Raw genomic sequence first — 22,026 nt, 5'->3', positions numbered from 1 at the left:
GAATCAAATTGATTCGAGTTTTTTTGTTTTGTAAAATTACATCTGATTAGTAATCTAATCTTTTTAAGTAATCTAGCTTTTCTTGCCAAAGATCTAATTGGTCTTTAAACTCTTGGATTCCTTTACGTACATTTTGAACTAAAGGATTATCTTCTGTAGCGTTAGAAATAAAGCTTAAATTATTTTCTAGCTGCTGCATTTCTCTTACAGTTTCATCAATCTTCTTACGAATAAAGAACTGCTCGCTATCTAACTTTCTGTAATCTTCTTGTGATAAATATGAATCTACTACATTCTTAAACTTCATCATTTCAACATCTACTCTATTCAGATCCAATTTTTCTAAATGAGCATCCATTGCCTTGTTGAATTTCTCGTCTAAATGACGAGCGTTTCTAGGTAAAGCTCCTAAACCTCTCCACTCTCCTAACACTCTTTCAACATCTTCTTCTGTTTTAATGTCTTGAGATTTTACTTGCTCAATATAATCTTTCTTAGCTTCTACAGTAGCTAATTGTTCTTTGTTTTGCTCATTTTTTAAAGCATGTAACCTATCAAAATAATGATTACACGCATTTTTAAAACGTTTCCAGATATCATCAGAAAATTTTCTAGGCACGTGTCCTATCTTTTTCCAATCTGATTGAATACGCTTCATGGTATTGGTTGTTTCATTCCAGTCTTCACTGTCTTTTAAACTTTCAGCAAGTTCAACCAATTCCATTTTTCTTTTTAAGTTGTCATTCTGCGCACTTTTTTCATTTTTATAAAAAGCATTTTTCGCAGTATTAAACTTTTTCGTCGCAGCTTTAAACTCTTGCCAAACAGCTTCACTTTTACTGTAAGGAAGTTTTCCTATATCGAAGTACTTCTTACGTAGTTTTTCTATTTCTACTATACTCTTTTGCCAATCGTTATGCGTTTTATTTTTAGAAGTATCATAAGCTTTAATTTCAGCTGCTACTGCCAATTTAATATCAATCATTTCTTGATATTTTGATTTTAGTTCTCTAAAATACTGATGACGCTTATCGTGTATTTTCTTGGTAGCTTCGCTGAACTTACCCCAAACTTCTTCTCTATTTTCTTTTGCTACAGGCCCTACTTCTTCCTTCCATAAACGATGTAATTCTTGTAACTCTTTAAAAGCTACATTTACATCTTCAATATCATTTAAAGCCTCTGCTCTTTCAATTAATCGTAGCTTTTCTTCTAAATTATGTTTAAAATCAAGCTCTCTAAAATCTTTATTTAGGTGTAATAAATCGTAAAAACGCTCTACGTGATGGTGATAGGTTCTCCAAGTATCATTATACTTTGTTTTAGGAACTGGGCCAATACTCTTCCAACGATTTTGAATTTCTTGAAAATCGTTATACATCGTTTTAGGATCAGCGTTTTCGATTAAATTCTTTAACTCTTCAATTAAGTTATTTCTTCTTTCTAAATTCTCTTTTAGTTGCTTATCTAATTGAGAATAATACGCGTCTCTTTTGGTTTTATATTCACCAAGTAATTTGTTGTACTCTGTTTTAACAGGACTAGAAAACTGAAAATCAATAGAATTCCCCCCTTCTGCTAAAAAAGCTTCTTTTTTACTAGCAAGTAAAGCTCCAAACTTTGAGTTGAATGCTGTTTTTAAAGCATCTACATTTGATTTTAATTGTTGTACTGGATGATCTTTTAACAACTTTTTTAATTCATCAACCAATTTTTCTAATTCCATCGAAGCATAATCAAGCATTGGAATTTCGTGTTTTTCATCTGCTTTTTCAGATTCATTAGCCACTTCATTTTCTACTTCATTAACTGCGTTTTCAGTTTCCTTACTTGTGTTATTTTGTTCTTCTGTAACTGGGTTTTCTACTTTCTCTTCGTTATTTTCTAACATATCTACAATGTTTAAGTTCCTTTGATTTAGATTATAAAGATACGGATTCTAATATAATAGCAAATTTTATTTTCGATTTTAAAGGATTAGTCCTCATTCCATATTCTCCAAGCTTTTTCGGCTTGAAGCTCTAGCATTTCTAATCCGTTTTTTATAATTGCTCCTCTTTCTTTTCCTTTCTTCAAAAAAGCAGTTTCTGCCGGATTGTATATTAAATCGTATAGCAAATGCTTATCTGAAATAAACTCGTAAGGAATATCAGGACAATTTTCTACATTCGGATGTGTTCCTAATGGTGTACAGTTTACAATTAGATGATATGAGTTCATCATTTCTTCAGTAATATCACTATAAGAAATTTGCTTTTTACCTTCAGGTGTTCTAGAAACTTGTTTGTATTTAATTTCTAACATTTCAAGTACAAAGGCAACAGCTTTAGCTGCTCCTCCTGTTCCTAGAATCAATGCTTTTTTATGATTTTTTTTCAGTAAAGGTTTTAGTGATTTTTTAAATCCGTATACATCAGTATTATACCCTTTTAGCCTTCCTTTTTTGGAGATTTTTATAGTATTTACCGCTCCAACCTTCAATGCTTTTTTGTCAATCCTATCTAAAAAATTAAATACTTCAAGCTTATAAGGAATAGTAACATTCATTCCTTTTAACCTCTTTTTATTTTCTTTTATCTTTTGAGGAAGCTCATGTATTGATTGAATATCAAAATTGATGTACTTATGATCTTCTAAGTCTAATTTTTCAAATTTTTCAGTAAAGTATCCACGAGAAAATGAGTAAGAAATATTTCTTCCTACTAAAGCATACAAATGCTTATTTTCTTTTTCTGTCATAAAAATCAATAATTAAGATTAATGAGATCCCAATAATAATGAATCCAATTGAAATCCATGTTTCTTGATTGTTAAAATTAGGAATAAATCTTTGGTAGTTTTCTATGATCTTATTCCCGTTCTGATCTAATAAAAAAGAAGCTCCTTCCGTTTTATATATTGTTTTTTTCCAAGGCCAAACAACCCCTAGAGATCCTGTTATAAATCCGATAATAATTGCTGTTACAATCTGGTGCCATCTTTTTAAGACGTATCCTAACACATGCGAAATGGAAACCAATCCGAATGCTGAACCCGCAGTAAAAACTGCTATTATTTTTAAGTATCTTACTTTAACCTCATCTTGTAACACCTCAAAATTTCCCGAAATTAAGTTTGTAATTACGTTTCCTAAAACGTTTACACTATCCACCAGTAACAACACATAATTCCCTAGTAATATCAGAATAAAGGATCCTGACAACCCTGGTAATGTCATTCCTGAAACTCCAATAATTCCGCACACAAACACAAACCATAAGTTATCGTTTTCAGTTGCTGGCGTCATAAAACTAATAGACATACCTACTGTAGCACCAACGAGTAAACCAATTACTGTTGTAGGCTTCCAATCACCAAAGTCTTTTGAAATGTAATAAATAGAGCCTATGATCATTCCGAAGAACCATGACCAAACATATAACTCGTAATTTTTTAGAAAATAATCTAATACCAAGGAAACGCTAAAGTAACTAAACATACTTCCAGCCATTACCCAGACTAAAAACTGTAGGTTGGTATAATTTGAAAAACTTTTAAACCTACCATTAAAAAGCAGTTTAAAAGCTTTACCGTTTATTCTTTGAAATGTATAAATAAGCTCTTCATAAAACCCCATAACAAAGGCTACCATACCACCAGAAACCCCCGGTACTTTGTTGGCACCTCCCATGATTAAGCCTTTTAAAAAAAGATGGATTTTTTGTAGTAGCGTACGCTCTTTATACATATTGTTTGATTAGAACGCTAAGTTACTTATTTTCTATTGCTTTTCTACTGCTAATTTTTCAAGTAATAAAATCAATCCGAAACCTATAATCGCTAATAAAACTGAATACATTAATTGCGGATCTCCTTCAAAAGAAAATGGCGAAATTGACAATTCATTAAGCGGAACTTGCTCTCCGTGTGAGTTTGTACGATATGTTAAAACTTCTTTCCATGGCCAAATTTTATTTAGTGATCCTATAATAAAGCCTGTTAACACCACTAACGTATAGTTTTTGTAGTTTGCAAATAAGTATTTTAAAACTCTTGAAAAAGATAGCAACCCAATAATTGCTCCTACTCCTACAACTGCTATTGTTATTAAATCACGGTTATTTACTGCCGCTAAAAGAGGTTTATACGCTCCTAAAAGCACTAAAATAAAGGCTCCTGAAATGCCTGGTAAAATCATCGCACAAATTGCTATTGCTCCTGCTAAGAACATAAACGGCATAGAAGAATGTTCAGAAATTAATGGATTTAATGTAGTGATGTAGTAAGCCACAATTGCTCCTATAATTAGCAACCCCACCGATAAAATGTTCCATTGTGTTACTTGTTTTGCAATATAAATAACACTTGCTAATACCAATCCGAAGAAAAAAGACCACACTAAAATTGGATGGTTCGTTAATAACCAAGATAATACTTTCGCTAATGAAACAATACTAATAAAAACCCCTGTTAAAAGTGCTGCTAAAAAATTTCCATTAGCTTGTTTCCATGCCGCTTTTACACCTTCTCCTTTTAGTGTTTTTAATAATTTTAGATTGATGTTACTGATAGTTCCCAGCAGTTCTTCATAAATACCCGAAATAAACGCAATTGTACCTCCTGAAACTCCAGGAACAACATCAGCAGCTCCCATGGCAATTCCTTTCAACATGATTACCATGTAATCTTTTACTGTTCTACTCATAAAATTGTTTGGTTATTTTTCTTCTTTAGACTTAAAGTTGATCAATCCTTTTTTCTTTTTTGGTTGAATACTGTCTTTTAATTTTAAAGTATCTTTCTTTTCTCTTTTTTTGTTCAGTCCTAGTTTTCTTCCTAACTGGCGCAAGTTATTAAAATTAACTTGATAAGAAATACCTACTCCTTGTGTATATCCTTCTTCTTCGGTAGAATATTGCACTTCATTTTGACGGTTAAACACCGTACCTCTTAAATTTCCTTCTTCATTTAACAACACCTCTACTTTTACCTCACCTACAACACTGGTTTGTGTATTTGTTCCTACAGGCACACCAACCTTACCATTCACTAACACTCTATCGCTTAATTGTGTAGAAACAGAAACATCTACTTGGTCATCTGAGTTAAGATTATCTACCTCACTTCTATCTCCTTGTGTATACCCTACTCCTAATTGGAACTTATTCCCATCACTATTTAACATATTTGTTAATATACTCGAGGCAATTCCTGATGCTGTTCCTGCTATTCCTGCACTTGCACTATTTCCAATTGCATCTGCATTATAGAACGTTCCAAAAGCTAGTAAGAATGAAAAATGCTGCATTTTAGTGTTCAAGTCATTTTCATTTAGAATAAACTCTAACTCTGAAGTTACCGTTGAATTCGCATTAGGTATTTTAATATCGAACTCTTGTGTTGAGCTAAATAAACCTCCAGTAATTTTTGTGTATAAATCGATAGGAATTTTACGGTTGGAATTGATATTATCTAACAATTGTGCTGGATTCGCCTTAGTTCGATATACTGCAGTAATATCTAATTCTGCATCGTAAGGATCTCCATTCCATGAAATCGTTCCTCCTTTTTGTACTATAAATGGTTTGGTAATTCCTGCATACTTAAAGTTATAAAAACCATTATCTACCGTAAAATCTCCAAACATATTAAACTTACCTCTGGTATCTATATCTATAAATAAATTCCCTTCTCCACTACCTTTTAATTCACTTCCAGAAACTTTATCTATTACTACTTGCGCAACAGCATCTTTCGTTACCGCTAAATTTAAGTTTAAATCTAACCCTTTAATATCTTTAATTATTCTTCCTTTGGTTTCTTCTCCTTCTTCTCCTGTTTTAAATCGAATTAGCTTATAATTATCTATCGTTTTAACATCACTTAAAGGTATTACGAATAAGGTTCCTTTGTTGGTTCTACCATTTACGTCAATATTTAAATTGCTTGTAAGTCCTCTAATTTTAGCTTCTCCATCTAAAAAACCTGTTCCGTAGTATTGAGATTCTTCTTTTTCTTGTGTGTCTAGCACTAATAAATTTCTGGTATTGATGTCAAAATTCAAATACCATTCTTTAAAATTTTGATGCGCTATACTTCCTGATAAATCTCCTTGTGTTAGATATTTAGTATCTTCAAGAATAATATCTTTGAAAACAAATTCTTGTCCTTCTAGTACAACATTAGAATTTCCTTTTAAGTCAAAATCTACGTTTAAATAAGGAAATGCCAATCCTGCATTTTCAAAATTAAGTTCTCCTTGTAAATCTGGACTACCTAAATAACCTCTTGCTGTAAAATCTCCTGTTACTTTTCCTCTTAATTTAGACAAAACATCTTCTCCTAAAGGACTGAAAGCAGCTATATCATATTCTTTTAGATATATTTCTAAATCTATTGTAGGTCTTTCTTCAGAAAAATCTACTCCACCTGTTGCTGAAATACTTTTAGCCTTGTCATTTTCTAAAGTAAGATCAACATTATATTTTTCATACGAATTGTTTCCTGAAACATTTAAAGCTAGATTTCCTTGGGAGTAATCATTGATAAAAAAGTCTTCTATATATAGATTTCCTTTAGGTGCTATCGTTTCTTGATCTTGTTTGTACTCTAGTTTTCCGTTTAACTTTCCATTTAACTTCAAACTATCTATAGGTTGTAAAAAACTCCCCAATTTTACTTTATCAAAGTTGGCATGTAAATCTTTATAAGTACTATCCTTTACTACTCCTTTGAAATCTATTCGTTGTTCTCCTGATTTAAATACAAACGGACTGATGTTAAAATCGTCTTTTCGTAAATCAAAAGCTACTTTGTTATTTTTATCATCATTAGGATTCACAACCCAATCAAACCCTCTGTAGTGTAAGGTCGATTTTTGAATTCCTACAACCGATTTTTGAAGTTCATTAATCGTGTAAAAGAAATCTAAATTAAAACTCTCTGCATAATCTTTACCTCCTTTAAAAACCGATTTAAAAAACAGTGTATCGTTTTGAGTACGGTTTAACAAGTTGAGCTTTTCAATATTATAATACTTTGTATTAATTTTATTGGCTGTTAGGTGAGTATTATATAAAGGATTTTTATTATCTAACCTTAAAACAACTCCTTCAATTATATTCTTGTAAGCGTTAATTTCAGGCGATTCAAATGTAAGTTTTAAGGAGTTTTTATCAGAATTGATTCTTCCTTTTAATCGCGTATTACTACCTATTGAAATATTAGGTAAAAAGATATCGATAATTTGATTGTAAATAGTAAAATCAAAATCTAAAAATTGATTTGGAGCTACTTCGTGCGGACGATAGTTCGTATACACACTACCCAATGCATTTTGAGTTATCGGTAATAATTCTTCAAAAGAAAATTTACCTCTTAATTCTCCTTTTACAATATCTTCAGAATTTACTTCTATCGTTTTAATACTATCTTTTACGGATGAATTTACTTCAAAACTCTTAAAAGGATAACTCTGCTTTTGATTTGTATACACCAAGTTTTTAAACGTTGCTTTACCAACAATATCATCAAAAGTATTTCCTGAAATATTCAAATTGATATTTCCTTTTAACACAGCAATACTATCCCTTGTAAACAGATTTGTTTTTTTCAAGTCAACCCTATCGACATTCGCTATAAAATCAAACTTATTTATTTCTGATGAAAAATCTGCCAATCCTTCAAAATTCAATTTAAAATTATCGTCTTCAGCATTTAATAATCCATCAAACTTTTTATTTTGAAATTGTCCGTTCACCAGTAAATTCTTGTATTCATAGTTATTAAAATACAAACTAGTTACTTTTCCTATGATAATAGTATTTACATTCTCTACATTAAATCCACTTCCATTTACATCTGCTTTTAATGATACGGTTCCTAGTACAGGATCGTTTGCAAAAACTCCTAAATCAAAGTTCTTAAACTCAATTTCACCGGTGTATTCAGCATTGTCTATATTATCTATATTGGTTAATTGAAGGTCTGAGATAGCAGTTCCTATTTCAGATTTTACCGACAAAGTAGCATCCATTTGATCTGGAGTTACTTTTACCAAACCATTCATTGTAAAAGTACCTAATCGCTGAAATTCTGTTGGTAATGTCTTACCTAATAAATTCGGAAGTACATTTCTTAATTGATGATAATTTGCTGTAAGGTTTTCTAAATCTGCATCAAAAACAAAACCTCTATCAGTATTAAAGGCATTAACAAAACCCATATCTCCAATAATTCTCATACCTCCTTTAGAATGTATTCGAACATTATGTGCACTGAAATTATTTAGAACTCCATTAATACTTCCACTTACATATAAGAAATCATTCCCGCCAATTTCATTATAGAGTTTATTCAAGTCTTTAACCGATATCGTACTTTCTTGAAACTTCGCTTTAATTTTTACCTTGTCGTTAAAGTTCACGAAGTCTTTTCTGTCATAAGTGAATTTTATACCTGCTTGTAGCTTAGTGTTATTATCTGTTTCAAGTACTGTTTCTGCAAAATCCATTGATGATTTTGTGTACGTAAAATCCGTGGATAGATTAGATATATTTATTCCTCTATTCTCTGTAAAATGTAGATTTCTAATTTTTGCAGAAACATCTGGTCCTATAATAGAAAAATCTTGTAGTTCTCCCCCTCCATCATACGCTGCAAATTGAAGTAATTCACTTTTATTCTCATCCATCAGTTTAAAAGTCAAATCTTCTAAAGCGATTTTTTCACTTTTAAGAATAAAAGGAGTTGCTAAACTGTCTCTCGGCTTACCATCTTCAAAGCTTTCAATAAAAATAGACATGTTATCATTTTCCTCTCCTTTATAGGTTTTCATATAAAAATGAACTCCCATTAAAGACGCTTCACCTAAGTCTACTTTATTATCTAATATCCGCTTTACATTCGACAGAGAAGTACTTAGTTTATTAACAAAAATGAGGGTATCTTTATGATGGTCTCTAATTTCAATTTCTTTTAATTGAACTTTACCTAACCAAGATAAATCTATTCGTTTTACTACAATATTCGTATTAAACTCTTTGTTTACCCAATTTGTAGCTTGCTTGGCTATTTTACTTTGCACAAAAGGAAGCGATAACAAAATAAAAAGCAAGAGTAGAAAAAGCAGCGTGTACTTTAGTATTCTACCTATTATGTTACCTACTCTTTTAATGATTTCCCTTTTTATAATCTTAATAAACAAAAGTAATCAGCAAACTGCAAAAATGTTGCCTTATTTTAAAGAAATATTGATTTTAACGAAAATCTAACGTAATATCAATATTTTTGTAGTCTAAATCCGAAATGATTTGAGTAACAAAACTGTTTATATTTTAGGAATTGAAAGCTCTTGTGACGATACAAGCGCCTCAGTAATTTGCAACGGAAAAGTACTAAGTAATGTTGTTGCTAACCAAGAAGTACACGCTAAATACGGCGGTGTAGTTCCTGAATTAGCTTCAAGAGCACATCAACAAAATATCGTTCCTGTAGTTCAACAGGCTATTGAGCAAGCAGGCATTACAAAACATGACTTAAATGCTATTGCTTTTACTCGTGGCCCTGGGCTTATGGGTTCATTACTTGTCGGAACTTCTTTTGCTAAATCTTTAGCTTTAGGATTAAACATTCCTTTAATAGATGTAAACCATATGCAAGCGCATATTTTAGCACATTTTATTGAAGAAGAAGGTAGTCAAATTCCTCCTTTTCCTTTTGTTTGCTTAACTATTAGCGGTGGCCACACTCAAATCGTAAAAATCACCAATCATTTTGAAATGGAAATTTTAGGAGAAACGATTGATGATGCTGTTGGTGAAGCTTTTGATAAGTCTGCAAAAATATTAGGCTTACCTTACCCTGGTGGCCCTTTAATTGATAAATACGCGCAATTAGGAAACCCGAAAGCTTTCAAATTTACCAAACCGAAAGTTGGGAATTTAGAATTTAGTTTTAGTGGATTGAAAACAGGAATCTTATACTTCATTCAAAAAAACACAAAAGAAAATCCTGATTTCATTAAAGAAAATCTACACGATGTTTGTGCGTCTATTCAACATACCATTATTGAAATTTTAATAGATAAACTAAAAAATACTGTAAAACAAACAGGCATAAAACACATAGCTATAGCTGGTGGTGTTTCTGCTAATTCTGAAATTAGAAAACGATTAACTACAGCTCAAAAACATTGGGGATGGACAACCTATATCCCTAAATTCGAATACACCACAGACAATGCAGCTATGATTGCTATTGCTGGATATTTAAAATACTTAAACAATGATTATTCTGATATTTCAGTAACCGCTCAAGCACGTTTAAAAGTCACAGAATAACTCCCCTTTTACCCTCACTCTATGAAATGGATTTTAACTTTAGTACTACTAACTTCTTTAGGAGTTCACTCTCAAAATTTACCTAAAGGTTTTTCATATATTAATGATATTTCTCCCACAATACAAGCTGAATTAAGGTATTGCTACAACAACAACTTTATGGGGGTTCCAGTTAATGGATACGAAGAAAATATATTGATTGCTACCACTCCTACTGCTGAAGCCTTGAAAAAAGTACAAGATGAGTTAGCTAGCAAAAACTTAGGATTAAAAATTTACGATGCGTATCGCCCACAAACAGCCGTTAATCATTTTGTAAGATGGGCTCGAGTAGTTAACGATACTTTAATGAAACAACAATACTACCCAAAAATAAACAAGCGTCATCTGTTTAAAAAAGGATATATTTCTTCTAAATCAGGACATTCTAGAGGTAGTACTGTTGACCTTACCATCATCAATTTAGAAACTGGAGAAGAATTAGACATGGGAAGTCCGTATGATTTCTTTGGAATTTCATCTCATATTACCTACGAAAACCTTTCTGATCAACAAAAAAAGAACAGACAATTACTACAAAAAGTTATGAATAAACATGGATTCAGGTCTTACAGTAAAGAATGGTGGCATTTTACTCTTAGAGGTGAACCTTTCCCTAAAACTTTTTTTGATTTCCCTGTAAAATAATTAGTTTTAACTCTTTATTAAAAGAATCTCTTAAAAATCGGCATTATATTTGTTTAGTTTTTTTGCAATGATGAAAATTATACCAACACTCGCTATCATTTTTTTATTCAGCATAACATCTAATGTTGTTGCTCAAATGGATGGTACAATAGGCGGTAAAGAAAAAGGAAATACTTCCTTCGGAATTATTACTGCGCCTGCAAAAGAAGTTACTAAACCTAAGAGCTTAGATTTTAATAATGATAGTGGTTTTAAAACTGCACATAACGACCTACAAAAAGAACTTGAAAAACAACGAGCTAAAAGTGAGTTTGAGAATAAAGGAATTTTAACAAGAGCTAAAATTGCCGAAGAACGACACCTAAAAGCTTTTAAACAAGTAAACGGAATGTATCAATACCCTGTTATTGATCAAGATTTAGGAAGTTTCAGAACAAAAAGTGGTAGTGTAAATATTATTTGTAGAGATTACCAATATCCTGATGGAGACAGAGTAACCATCTATATAAATGACGTACCTGTTGTAAGTAACCTAACACTTCAACAACGTTATCAGTCTTTCAACCTTCCTTTAGATGAAGGTATTAACACCATAAAAATTGTTGCCCTAAACCAAGGAACTTCCGGTCCTAATACTGCTGCTTTTAAAATTTACAATGATTCAGGTATGCTAATTTCATCAAATGAATGGAACTTAGCTACAGGAGCAAAAGCTACAATCATTGTTGCAAAAGAAAAATAAATCGTAAAAGTTCAAAAAAACTTATCATAACTTTTATGAATAACCCTTTTTTAAATTACTAAAAACTACTTACTTTTGTAGCTACGTTTTTTAATAAACAAACTTTAAAATAAACAACTAATATATAATGAAGAAAATCACCAAAGAAACCTATATCAACTGGTATAGAGATATGCTATTTTGGAGAAAGTTTGAAGATAAACTAGCAGCTGTTTACATTCAACAAAAAGTAAGAGGTTTTTTACACTTATATAACGGTCAAGAGGCTGTTTTAGCAGGTTCATTACATGCAATGGATTTGACTAAGGATAAAATGATTACTGCATACCGTAACCACGTACAACCAATCGGTATGGGTGAAGATCCAAAACGTGTTATGGCAGAGTTATATGGTAAAGCTACTGGTACTTCACACGGTATGGGTGGTTCAATGCATATTTTCTCTAAGGAGTACCGTTTTTATGGTGGTCACGGAATTGTAGGTGGACAAATTCCTTTAGGTGCTGGTATTGCTTTTGGAGATAAATACAAAGGTAGCGATGCTGTTACTTTATGTTATTTTGGTGATGGAGCTGCTCGTCAAGGTTCTTTACATGAAACTTTTAACATGGCAATGAACTGGAAATTACCTGTAATATTTATTGTTGAAAACAACGGATACGCTATGGGTACTTCAGTTGAAAGAACTGCAAATCACACTGATATTTGGAAATTAGGTTTAGGATACGAAATGCCTTGTGGACCTGTTGACGGAATGAATCCTATCAAAGTTGCTGAAGCAGTTGACGAAGCTATTCAAAGAGCTCGTCGTGGTGACGGTCCAGACTTTCTTAGAAATGAAAACGTATCGTTATAGAGGTCACTCTATGTCTGATGCGCAACATTACCGTACTAAAGAAGAAGTTGAAGAGTACAAAAAAATAGATCCTATCACTCAAGTTTTAGATATCATCAAAGAAAACAATTATGCTACTGAAGATGAAATCAAAGCGATTGATAAAGAAGTAAAAGATTTAGTAAAGGAATGTGAAAAATTCGCTGAAGAATCTCCATATCCAGAATTAAATCAATTATACGATATGGTATACGAACAAGAAGATTATCCATTTATAAAATCTAAGTAAACTATGGCTACAATTATAAACATGCCTCGCTTAAGCGATACGATGGAAGAAGGAGTGGTAGCTTCTTGGTTGAAAAAAGTAGGTGACAAAGTTGAAGAAGGTGATATTTTAGCTGAAATCGAAACCGATAAAGCTACGATGGAGTTTGAATCTTTTCACGAAGGTACCTTATTACATATCGGAGTTCAAGAAGGTGAAACAGCCCCTGTTGATAGCCTATTAGCTATTATTGGCGAAGAAGGTGAAGATATTTCTGGATTATTAAACGGAGGAAATACTTCGGCTCCTGCAGAAGCAAAAACAGAAGAAGCTCCTAAAGTTGAAGAGCCTAAAGCAGCAAGTTCAAACACAACTATTCCTGAAGGAGTAAAAGTTGTTACGATGCCTCGTTTAAGTGATACGATGACTGAAGGTACTGTTGCTTCTTGGTTGAAAAAAGTAGGAGACAAAGTTGAAGAAGGTGATATTCTAGCTGAAATCGAAACGGATAAAGCTACCATGGAATTCGAGTCTTTCAACGAAGGAACTTTATTACATATCGGTGTTCAAGAAGGTGAAAGCGCTCCTGTAGACAGTTTATTAGCTATTATTGGTGAAGCTGGAACTGATGTTTCTTCATTGGTTGATGCACACAAAGCTGGTACTTTAACAAGCGCTGCTTCTACTGAAACACAAGAGGAAGCTCCTAAAGCCGTAGCAGAAAATAAAACAGAAACAGTAACTACTCCTGTAGCAACTGCATCAAATACTAGTGGAGGAAGAATTTTTGCATCTCCTTTAGCTAAGAAAATAGCAAAAGACAAAGGAATCAATTTAGCAGAGGTTAAAGGTTCTGGAGAAAACGGTCGTATCGTTAAAAAAGATGTAGAAAATTACACGCCAGCAGCAAAAGTTGAAGCTCCTGTAGCTACAAGTACTGCTTCTACTCCATCAGCTGTAACTAATTTTGCTATTGCTGAAGAAGAAAATACTTCAGAAGTTAAGAATTCTCAAATGCGTAAAGCGATTGCGAAGGCATTAAGTAATTCTAAATTCTCTGCTCCTCACTTCTACTTAAATATTGAAGTAGATATGGACAACGCAATGGCTTCTCGTAAAACCATTAATGCAATTCCTGATACTAAAATATCTTTCAACGATATGGTAGTAAAGGCATGTGCAATGGCATTAAAAAAGCACCCACAAGTAAATACTAGCTGGACAGATAACGATACGTTATTCCACAGTCATATTAACGTAGGTGTTGCAGTCGCTGTAGATGAAGGCCTAGTAGTACCAGTAGTTAAACATACAGACGCTTTAAGTTTAACACAAATTGGTGCTGCAGTACGTGATTTAGCTGGTAAAGCTAGAACTAAGAAAATTACTCCTGCAGAAATGCAAGGAAGTACATTTACGGTTTCTAACTTAGGAATGTTTGGTATTGAAAGTTTTACTTCAATTATTAACCAACCTAACTCTGCTATTTTGTCGGTAGGTGCTATTGTACAAAAACCAGTAGTTAAAAACGGAGAAATCGTTGTAGGTAACACAATGAAATTAACCTTAGCATGTGACCACAGAACGGTTGACGGTGCTGTTGGGGCTCAGTTTTTACAAACTTTAAAAACGTATATTGAAAACCCTGTTACGATGTTAGCATAGTTTTTCAATAAACAGATATAGAAAAAGCTCACCTAATGGTGAGCTTTTTTATTAAAACAAGCTTGTTAGATTGATTTGATATTTGTCAACTTTAGAAGTTCAGCTTAAAATTATCCATAAACATTTAATCGTAATTAAAGAAAAGGTTTGATAAACAAAAAAACTGAACAATGCCCATCTTTAATTTATATTCTCCTAGTTCTGTCTAACAACCAAAAATCCGCTAGTACCAAAGCTGTCAACGCCTCTACAATAGGCACTGCTCTTGGCACCACACAAGGATCGTGGCGTCCTTTTCCATGAATATCGGTAGCTTCTCCTTTTGAGTTTATTGTTGCTTGATTTTGCATGATGGTAGCCACCGGTTTGAATGCTACACGGAAGTAAATATCCATTCCATTAGAAATTCCTCCCTGAATACCTCCTGACAAATTAGATTGAGTTGTTCCGTCTGGATTAAAAATATCGTTATGTTCAGAACCTTTCATTTTCGCTCCGCAGAAACCACTTCCAAACTCAAATCCTTTTACTGCATTTATAGATAACATTGCCTTTCCTAACTCAGCATGGAGTTTATGAAAAATAGGCTCTCCTAACCCCGCAGGTACATTTTGTGCCACACAGGTAATAGTTCCTCCAATAGTATCACCAGCTTTACGTATTTCATTGATTTTATCAATCATGATTTCAGCAGATTGTTCATCAGGACAACGAACTATATTACTTTCTGTTTTTGAAAAATCTAAATCTTGGTACGGTTTCATCATAAATACATCACCTACAGACGAGGTAAATGCATTAATATTTATGTGATTGATTAACTGTTTTGCCAACGCTCCAGCTACTACCCAATTGGCAGTTTCACGCGCAGAGGTTCTTCCTCCACCTCTATGATCTCTAATACCATATTTTTTGTCGTAGGTATAATCAGCATGTGAAGGACGATAAACGTCAGTATTATGATTGTAATCTTTACTCTTCTGGTTTGTATTCTTAATTACAAAACCAATAGAAGCTCCTGTAGTAACACCTTCAAAAATTCCCGATAAAAACTCAACTGTATCTGGCTCTTTTCGTTGTGTTACAATTTTAGACTGACCTGGTTTACGACGGTCTAATTCATATTGAATTGCTTCAAAATCTACTTTCATTCCCGCAGGGAATCCATCAATAACACCTCCTATTGCCACTCCGTGAGATTCTCCGTAAGTAGTCAGTTTTAAAATATTTCCAAACGAATTAAACATACTTAATAAATTTAAGAACGAAGGTAGAGTTATTTTACAAGAAAAACTACATTTAAAAATCTATTATTTCTCAATAAACCTACTGTTTTATGTAGCTCATCATAAGCTTCAATAAAAAAACTATATTTTTTCTTTCTTCAAATTAAAGCAAACTTACTGATTGCAAAAGCGTTATAATTACCTTTACTTTTTGATTGAAAAAAACTTAAAAAAAGTAGGTAAAAACTTTTTTAGAATTGAAAAAAGGTCATATATTTGCACCCGCAATCAGGGAATATCTGATGAGACGCTCAGGAGAAATGGCAGAGTGGTCGAATGCGGCGGTCTTGAAAACCGTTGACTGTAACAGGTCCGGGGGTTCGAATCCCTCTTTCTCCGCAAAACCGAAGTGAAAGCTTCGGTTTTTTTTTAGGGGATTAAAGAAAAAAAGCTTACAATTACGTAAGCTTTTTTTGATTTTAATAAGTATTTAAATTCTTATACTACTCTTGTTCTTTTACTAAACTTAATTTCTTTTCTAGGGCAGAATACCCGAAGTAAAACAATGTTCCTAATATGATTCCTGTAACATACCCTGTTGTTACATCTACAGGGAAATGCACTCCTAAATAAATACGGCTATAACCGAATATTAAAGGGAATAAAATCATTAAGTAAATCATCTTAAAATGCTTTCTTAACAATAAAATCATAAACGTTGTTACTGTGGTTGACAATGACGCGTGTCCTGACCAAAAGCTATACCCGCCAGATCTGTATTTTATTTGGCGTAAATACTCTTTTATACCCTCTGCATTGCAAGGCCTTACTCTTTCGGTAGTGTTTTTTATTAAGTTCGTAAACTGATCAGAAAAAGCTACGATAACAGCTATAAACAAGACTGTAAACAAACCTTTTTTCCATCCAAATTGCTTAAACACTAAAAAAAGCACAAAAACAAATAAAGGAGTCCAAGTAAACTGATTGGTTATTGTTATCCAAAAACCATCCCATTGCTCACTTCCTAAATTATTAAGATAAATTAAAAGCTCTTTATCTTTTTGTATAATATTTTCTATCAAAACTACTTTCCTACTTTTAAAACTTCTATTTCAAAAATTAAATCTGATTTAGGAGGAATTGGCCCCATTCTTTGGTCTCCATATCCTAAATAATGAGGAATAAACAAACGTACTTTATCTCCTTCTCTCATCGTTTTCACTCCTTCTTTCCAACCAGCTATTAACGGAAAATTTTCATCGTCAACTGTAAAAACAAAAGCTTCACCTTTATCTAAACTAGAATCTATTTTTCTTCCGTCTGTTAAATATAATGTATAATGTGCAGTGGTAGGCAAAGCTGGATTTACTTTTTTCCCATTTCCTTTTTGTAACGATAAAATTTTTAATCCTGAATTAGTAGTAATTGCATCGTTAATTCCTTGCTCTTCTTGGTATTTCTTTTTTAGCTCTTCTAATTTTTGTTTACGCTCTACCTCCATCTTCTCTGCATTTGCTAACTCTTGCTCAAACACTAAGGGTGCATCGAATTTTTTTGCATTCTCTCCTATTCTTAGAATCTCTACTTTATTAATAACATCCCCTTTTTGGATAGTATCTACCACCATTTGACCTTTTAAAACACGTCCGAAAACAGAATGTCCATTATCTAACCAAGGAGTCGCTTTATGTGTAATAAAAAACTGACTAGAGTTTGTTACTGGCCTTGAGTAGTTAGCCATAGATAAAACACCTGGTCCATCATGCTTATGTAATAGCTCCCCTTCTTCATCTGTAGTAAATTCATCAGGAAAAGTATACCCTGCATCTCCACTTCCTTTACCAGTTCTATCTCCTCCTTGTATCATGAAATCTTTAATCACCCTATGAAATACAACCCCATCATAAAAAGGAGTTCCTTTTAAAGAATCGGTCATTTTAGGGTGCGTTCCTTCACTTAAAGCTACAAAATTAGCCACCGTCATAGGCACATCTTTATCAAATAACTTCACTAAAATATCACCTTTATTGGTTTGAATATCAGCATATAATCCATTTTCTAAATCAGAATATTTTGTTGTTTTACATGACGTAAACAATACTGATGCTAATAGTAGAATTTTAAATAGTTTCATTAATTTGTTTTTAAAAAAATTACTTTTATAAACAATTAATTAGGTTAACAACTAGTGCTAACCTAATTAATTATCAACCTTTTGAGTTTTATTTTATTTTAACTCTAATAACTCAACTTCAAAAACTAAAGCTGAAAAAGGCTTGATATGTTGTCCTCTTTGTTGTGCTCCGTAAGCTAACTCTTGAGGAATAAAAAACTTATATTTTGCTCCTGGTTTCATTAACTGTAAACCTTCTGTCCACCCTTTAATTACCTGACCTACTCCAAACTCACTTGGCTCTCCTCTTTCAACTGAACTATCAAAAACAGTTCCGTCAGTTAAAGTACCGTGATAATGAACCTTAACTCTAGAGCTTGCAGTAGGAGCCTCTCCTTCACCTTCTTTTAAAACGATGTATTGCAAACCACTTTCAGTAGTTTGTACTCCGTCTTTAGTTTTGTTTTCTGCTAAAAACTCTTCTCCTGCTTTTTTGTTATCACCAAACTCAACTTCTGCTTTTTTAGCTTGCTCTTCTTGCATTTCTTTCATTCTTTCATGTTGTTTCTTTTGAAAGAATATTCTTAAAATATTATTGATGTCTTTTGACTCTATTAATAAGTTGGTAGAATCCATTCCGTTTTTAAAACCTTGAACGAATAAACCTTGATCCATATCGTCAAAGTTTTCTTTAATTTTATTTGCCATATCTAACCCTAAAGCATAGCTTACAGAATCTACCTCTGTTGCTAATGAACTTTTTTGTTGGAATTGGCCGTTGCTACAAGATACAACTGATAAACCTACTACCGTAGCTGCTAAAATATTAGTTAATTTCATTGTCTTTTTTTGATTTAATATCGATTAGTGTTACTGTGCTTTGTATTGGCTGATTAACAGCGATTTTATTTCCATCACCTGTAACTCCAAAAGCTCTATATGATGGAATTACAAATGTAATAGTTTCTCCTTTTTTCATCAACTTTACTCCTTCTTGTAATGCAGGAATAAAATCTTCTTTATCTACTTTATAAGTTTTTTCTCTTCTTTCATAAATAAGTCCGTTGCTCATATCTGAAATACTATATGATAACAAAACTACATCTTCTGGTTCAGGACTACTTAACCCTAAAGTATCTTTTGTAACATAAGTATACCAAAAACCATGAGGTGAAGTTTTATACTCTGCAATTGTATCTTGAGAAATCCATTTTTCTAAACGCTCTTTTTCTAAAGCGTTTAATTTTTTATTCTCTTTCAGAACTTCATCATAAAAATTTGTTGTACCGTGTTGCTTAGGTCTTCTTGCTTCAGGTTTTTCACACGCAACCACCACCACTAAAGTTATAAGAATAAAAAGTATTGTTTTATGCTTCATACGAATTTTGTAGTTCTTGTTGATACGAAGTTAATAACGTTTTAAATCTTGCTATCGTATCTTCCATACTTTCATCACTTCTTCCACCTGCAGCATTGTCATGCCCTCCTCCATTAAAATAGTTACGAGCAAACTGATTTACTGAAAAATTCCCTTTAGACCTAAAAGATATTTTTATAATTCCTTGCTCTTCATCTTCAATAAAAATAGCAGCAAATACAATTCCTTTCAAAGATAGTGCATAATTAACAACTCCCTCTGTATCTCCTTTTTCGTAATTAAACCTTCTCTTTTCCTCCTCCGTTAGTGTTATAAATGCTGTTTTATATTCTGGCAACACCTTCATATTACTCAAAGCTTGCCCTAACAACAACAACCTATTGTACGAGTTCGAATCATGCACATTACTGTGAATTCTATCATTTTCAGCTCCTTTATCTATTAAATGAGCTATGATTCTGTGGGTTGTACTCGTTGTAGAACGAAAACGGAAAGAACCAGTATCCGTCATAATACCCGTATACAAACAAGTAGCAATATTTTTATCTATCAACTCAACATCACCCATCATTTCTATGAAATTATAGACCATTTGACAAGTAGAAGACATTGAAGTATCTGAATACATGTACATAAATTCATCTGGTTGTTGATGATGATCTATCAATGCAAATTCATTTTCATATTGCTCTAAGGTATTTTGCATATCATCTCCAACCCTATGCAAAGCATTAAAATCTAATAAAAAAACGATCTCTGATTTTGCTAAAGCTTTAACAGATTGCTTGTTTTGCCTATCAAAACGCTTTACTGTTTCTGAACCCGGAACCCAATGTAAAAAATCAGGATATTCATTTGGCATCAACACTTGAGTAGTATGCCCTTTTTTATCCAAATAATGTTTTAACCCTAAGGTTGAGCCTATTGCATCTCCATCAGGATTTCTATGTCCTATAATCACAATATTTCTAGGTTGTGATAAAAATTGCTTTAGTTCTGTAAAGTGCTTTAAAATCATAAGTGGCGAAGATACAAATTAATGCTTTATTAACCTTTTTAAGCTTTTCTTTTTGTTTCTTCGCATAAAAATTAAAACATCATGACATTTATGAAATCTGTAATTTCATTTATACTATTACTTACTTTTTCTATCACTTCATTTGGACAAGAAAATTTCACCATTGCTTTTGGATCGTGCAATAACCAAAAACTTGACAATCCTTTTTGGCAAAATATCGTTTCATTACAACCCGATGTATGGATTTGGGGAGGTGACAATATTTATGCCGACACCAACAATATGCGTAAAATGAAACGCATGTATAAAACTCAAAAAAACATAAAAGGTTACAAAGAATTAAGTTCTACAACTCCTATACTTGCTACCTGGGATGATCATGATTATGGTAAAAACGATGCTGGAGTAGAATTTGTGATGAAAGATGAAAGTCAGCAGTTATTTTTAGATTTTTTAGATGTTCCGAATGACTCTCCAAGAAGAAAACAAAAAGGTGTTTACCACTCAAAAACATTTAATACCAAAAATGGAGATGTTAAAGTAATTGTACTTGACACACGCTACTTCAGAACCGCTTTAACTAAGGGAACTAACGGACAACGTTTTCAACCAAACAACTATAACGAAGGTACTATTTTAGGGGACACACAATGGAAATGGCTTACAGACGAGCTTACCAACTCTACTGCTACTTTCACTGTAGTTGTAAGCAGTATTCAAATATTATCAAAAGAACATGGTTTTGAAAAATGGGGCAACTTTCCACACGAAGTGGATAAATTGTTCGGCCTAATCAAAAAATCAACAAAGACAAATGTTATTCTTCTTTCAGGAGATAGACATATTTCAGAGTTTTCTAAAACAACTGTCGAAGGATTAAAATACCCAGTTATTGATTTCACTTCAAGCGGTTTAACACATGCGTATTCTTCTTTTACTTCTGAAAAAAATGGCTACCGAATTGGAAGAGTTGTAAACTCTTTAAGCTATGGTACGTTAATTTTAGACTTAAAAACTAAAAAAGCTACCTTACAAATGCGCGGTAAAGATGGAGCTATCTTACAAGAAATCAACGAAATATACCCTTAACTTGTAGATAACATTAAAAAGTGTATTTTTGCGCCGATTTACACAAAGTTTGTGTAAACAACAACAATTAAGGAATTTATCATTTTATTGATAATTATTACATTTAATAATGGCAACAAATAGAACTTTTACAATGATTAAACCAGATGCTGTTGAAAACGGACACACTGGTGCAATTTTAGAAAAAATTAATGCTGCAGGATTTAGAATCGTAGCTATGAAGAAAACTCAAATGACTAAGCGTGATGCTGAAACTTTTTACGGAGTACACAGCGAGCGTCCTTTCTTTGGTGAATTAGTTGAGTTTATGACTCGTGAACCAATCATCGCTGCTATTTTAGAAAAAGATAACGCTGTTGAAGATTTTAGAACTTTAATCGGTGCTACTAACCCAGCTGAAGCTGCTGAAGGAACTATCCGTCAGTTATACGCTACTTCTATCGGTGAAAATGCAGTACACGGTTCTGATTCTGATGAGAACGCAGCTATCGAAGGTGCTTTCCATTTTTCAGGAAGAGAAATGTTTTAATCTATTTAGATTACTAGATTTTCAGATCGCTAGATTCTTAGAATTATAGATATTAAAAACTCGTTACATTTTTATGTAGCGAGTTTTTTTTACGCTTAATTCCCAACACAATTCCTTCAAAATGCTATACCTTAGTCTTCAATAGTTTCTTAAAAAG

17 protein-coding genes, 1 tRNA gene and 1 pseudogene are annotated in these 22,026 nt (G+C 32.6%); 8 read left to right on the top strand and 11 right to left on the bottom strand.

From position 1 onward, the window contains the following. Nucleotides 1-46 precede the first annotated feature (46 nt). The 5 genes from AC3VI6_RS09935 to AC3VI6_RS09915 form a co-directional block, all read right to left on the bottom strand. Nucleotides 47-1,891, bottom strand: coding sequence for a DUF349 domain-containing protein (locus AC3VI6_RS09935; RefSeq protein ID WP_497706052.1), 1,845 nt, complete (start codon nucleotides 1,889-1,891; stop codon nucleotides 47-49). A gap of 86 nt (nucleotides 1,892-1,977) precedes the next feature. Further along, entirely contained in the window at nucleotides 1,978-2,739 is a 762-nt protein-coding gene (locus AC3VI6_RS09930; protein ID WP_497706051.1) for a shikimate dehydrogenase family protein, read from the bottom strand. After that, entirely contained in the window at nucleotides 2,720-3,727 is a 1,008-nt protein-coding gene (locus AC3VI6_RS09925; protein WP_497706050.1) for a DUF368 domain-containing protein, read from the bottom strand. The genes AC3VI6_RS09930 and AC3VI6_RS09925 overlap by 20 nt, the downstream gene beginning before the upstream one ends. Nucleotides 3,728-3,760: 33 nt before the next feature. Further along, nucleotides 3,761-4,684, bottom strand: a complete 924-nt coding sequence (locus tag AC3VI6_RS09920; protein WP_497706049.1) for a polyprenyl-phosphate transporter — start codon at nucleotides 4,682-4,684, stop codon at nucleotides 3,761-3,763. Between the two features lie 12 nt (nucleotides 4,685-4,696). Next, nucleotides 4,697-9,064 (bottom strand): translocation/assembly module TamB domain-containing protein, encoded by a 4,368-nt coding sequence (locus tag AC3VI6_RS09915; RefSeq protein ID WP_497706048.1) that lies wholly within the window; start codon nucleotides 9,062-9,064, stop codon nucleotides 4,697-4,699. Nucleotides 9,065-9,290: 226 nt separating this feature from the next. Here AC3VI6_RS09915 and tsaD point away from each other — a divergent pair, with 226 nt between their 5' ends. The 5 genes and pseudogenes from tsaD (at nucleotide 9,291) to AC3VI6_RS09890 (ending at nucleotide 14,516) form a co-directional block, all read left to right on the top strand. Further along, entirely contained in the window at nucleotides 9,291-10,319 is a 1,029-nt protein-coding gene (gene tsaD, locus AC3VI6_RS09910; protein WP_497706047.1) for a tRNA (adenosine(37)-N6)-threonylcarbamoyltransferase complex transferase subunit TsaD, read from the top strand. Between the two features lie 21 nt (nucleotides 10,320-10,340). Beyond that, on the top strand, nucleotides 10,341-11,006 hold the full coding sequence (locus tag AC3VI6_RS09905; protein WP_497706046.1) for a M15 family metallopeptidase: 666 nt from the start codon (nucleotides 10,341-10,343) through the stop codon (nucleotides 11,004-11,006). Nucleotides 11,007-11,073: 67 nt separating this feature from the next. Then, entirely contained in the window at nucleotides 11,074-11,748 is a 675-nt protein-coding gene (locus AC3VI6_RS09900) for a hypothetical protein (RefSeq protein ID WP_497706045.1), read from the top strand. Between the two features lie 127 nt (nucleotides 11,749-11,875). Beyond that, a pseudogene (gene pdhA, locus AC3VI6_RS09895) lies at nucleotides 11,876-12,872 on the top strand (pyruvate dehydrogenase (acetyl-transferring) E1 component subunit alpha). Between the two features lie 3 nt (nucleotides 12,873-12,875). Next, nucleotides 12,876-14,516, top strand: a complete 1,641-nt coding sequence (locus AC3VI6_RS09890) for a pyruvate dehydrogenase complex dihydrolipoamide acetyltransferase (RefSeq protein ID WP_497706044.1) — start codon at nucleotides 12,876-12,878, stop codon at nucleotides 14,514-14,516. 185 nt (nucleotides 14,517-14,701) lie between these two features. Here the strand turns inward: AC3VI6_RS09890 and aroC are convergent, their stop codons facing one another. Then, a complete protein-coding gene (gene aroC / locus AC3VI6_RS09885) occupies nucleotides 14,702-15,763 on the bottom strand; it encodes a chorismate synthase (RefSeq protein WP_497706043.1) in 1,062 nt (353 codons plus the stop codon). Between the two features lie 293 nt (nucleotides 15,764-16,056). Here aroC and AC3VI6_RS09880 point away from each other — a divergent pair. Next, nucleotides 16,057-16,141 (top strand) — tRNA-Ser (locus AC3VI6_RS09880). A 104-nt stretch (nucleotides 16,142-16,245) separates the two neighbouring features. On the opposite strand, the gene AC3VI6_RS09875 is transcribed toward AC3VI6_RS09880, so the two are convergent. From AC3VI6_RS09875 to AC3VI6_RS09855, 5 genes are all read right to left on the bottom strand, one after another. Beyond that, the gene (locus AC3VI6_RS09875; RefSeq protein ID WP_299007126.1) at nucleotides 16,246-16,824 is read right to left on the bottom strand and encodes a phosphatase PAP2 family protein; all 579 of its coding nucleotides are present in this window, start codon (nucleotides 16,822-16,824) and stop codon (nucleotides 16,246-16,248) included. 2 nt (nucleotides 16,825-16,826) lie between these two features. Then, nucleotides 16,827-17,876, bottom strand: coding sequence for a peptidylprolyl isomerase (locus tag AC3VI6_RS09870; protein ID WP_497706042.1), 1,050 nt, complete (start codon nucleotides 17,874-17,876; stop codon nucleotides 16,827-16,829). 93 nt (nucleotides 17,877-17,969) lie between these two features. Further along, a complete protein-coding gene (gene bamJ, locus AC3VI6_RS09865; protein ID WP_497706041.1) occupies nucleotides 17,970-18,695 on the bottom strand; it encodes a BamJ family beta-barrel-assembly machinery protein in 726 nt (241 codons plus the stop codon). After that, nucleotides 18,682-19,233 carry a gliding motility-associated peptidyl-prolyl isomerase GldI gene (gene gldI / locus AC3VI6_RS09860; RefSeq protein WP_497706040.1) on the bottom strand — a complete coding sequence of 184 codons (552 nt, stop codon included), beginning with the start codon at nucleotides 19,231-19,233 and terminating at the stop codon, nucleotides 18,682-18,684. The genes bamJ and gldI overlap by 14 nt, the downstream gene beginning before the upstream one ends. Further along, complete coding sequence (locus AC3VI6_RS09855; RefSeq protein ID WP_497706039.1) at nucleotides 19,223-20,251, bottom strand: DHH family phosphoesterase; 1,029 nt, start codon at nucleotides 20,249-20,251, stop codon at nucleotides 19,223-19,225. Before AC3VI6_RS09855 ends, gldI begins: the two co-directional genes overlap by 11 nt. Nucleotides 20,252-20,332: 81 nt before the next feature. Here AC3VI6_RS09855 and AC3VI6_RS09850 point away from each other — a divergent pair, with 81 nt between their 5' ends. Continuing rightward, nucleotides 20,333-21,340: an alkaline phosphatase D family protein gene (locus tag AC3VI6_RS09850; protein WP_497706038.1), complete on the top strand. Its 1,008-nt coding sequence runs from the start codon at nucleotides 20,333-20,335 to the stop codon at nucleotides 21,338-21,340. A gap of 109 nt (nucleotides 21,341-21,449) precedes the next feature. Further along, on the top strand, nucleotides 21,450-21,869 hold the full coding sequence (locus tag AC3VI6_RS09845) for a nucleoside-diphosphate kinase (protein ID WP_440069483.1): 420 nt from the start codon (nucleotides 21,450-21,452) through the stop codon (nucleotides 21,867-21,869). The last annotated feature ends 157 nt before the right edge of the window (nucleotides 21,870-22,026 follow it).

The sequence above is a fragment of the Tenacibaculum sp. TB-56 genome (genome assembly GCF_059716275.2).
This window is presented reverse-complemented; position numbering and strand designations above follow the sequence as displayed.

Excerpts from the sequence above, each read along its gene's own strand:
- AC3VI6_RS09930 (WP_497706051.1), bottom strand. The coding sequence starts at position 2,739 with ATGACAGAAAAAGAAAATAAGCATTTGTATGCTTTAGTAGGAAGAAAT.
- AC3VI6_RS09925 (WP_497706050.1), bottom strand. The coding sequence starts at position 3,727 with ATGTATAAAGAGCGTACGCTACTACAAAAAATCCATCTTTTTTTAAAA.
- AC3VI6_RS09935 (WP_497706052.1), bottom strand. The coding sequence starts at position 1,891 with ATGTTAGAAAATAACGAAGAGAAAGTAGAAAACCCAGTTACAGAAGAA.
- AC3VI6_RS09870 (WP_497706042.1), bottom strand. The coding sequence starts at position 17,876 with ATGAAACTATTTAAAATTCTACTATTAGCATCAGTATTGTTTACGTCA.
- AC3VI6_RS09900 (WP_497706045.1), top strand. The coding sequence starts at position 11,074 with ATGATGAAAATTATACCAACACTCGCTATCATTTTTTTATTCAGCATA.
- AC3VI6_RS09920 (WP_497706049.1), bottom strand. The coding sequence starts at position 4,684 with ATGAGTAGAACAGTAAAAGATTACATGGTAATCATGTTGAAAGGAATT.
- AC3VI6_RS09850 (WP_497706038.1), top strand. The coding sequence starts at position 20,333 with ATGACATTTATGAAATCTGTAATTTCATTTATACTATTACTTACTTTT.
- AC3VI6_RS09890 (WP_497706044.1), top strand. The coding sequence starts at position 12,876 with ATGGCTACAATTATAAACATGCCTCGCTTAAGCGATACGATGGAAGAA.
- gldI (WP_497706040.1), bottom strand. The coding sequence starts at position 19,233 with ATGAAGCATAAAACAATACTTTTTATTCTTATAACTTTAGTGGTGGTG.
- aroC (WP_497706043.1), bottom strand. The coding sequence starts at position 15,763 with ATGTTTAATTCGTTTGGAAATATTTTAAAACTGACTACTTACGGAGAA.
- AC3VI6_RS09905 (WP_497706046.1), top strand. The coding sequence starts at position 10,341 with ATGAAATGGATTTTAACTTTAGTACTACTAACTTCTTTAGGAGTTCAC.
- bamJ (WP_497706041.1), bottom strand. The coding sequence starts at position 18,695 with ATGAAATTAACTAATATTTTAGCAGCTACGGTAGTAGGTTTATCAGTT.
- AC3VI6_RS09845 (WP_440069483.1), top strand. The coding sequence starts at position 21,450 with ATGGCAACAAATAGAACTTTTACAATGATTAAACCAGATGCTGTTGAA.
- AC3VI6_RS09855 (WP_497706039.1), bottom strand. The coding sequence starts at position 20,251 with ATGATTTTAAAGCACTTTACAGAACTAAAGCAATTTTTATCACAACCT.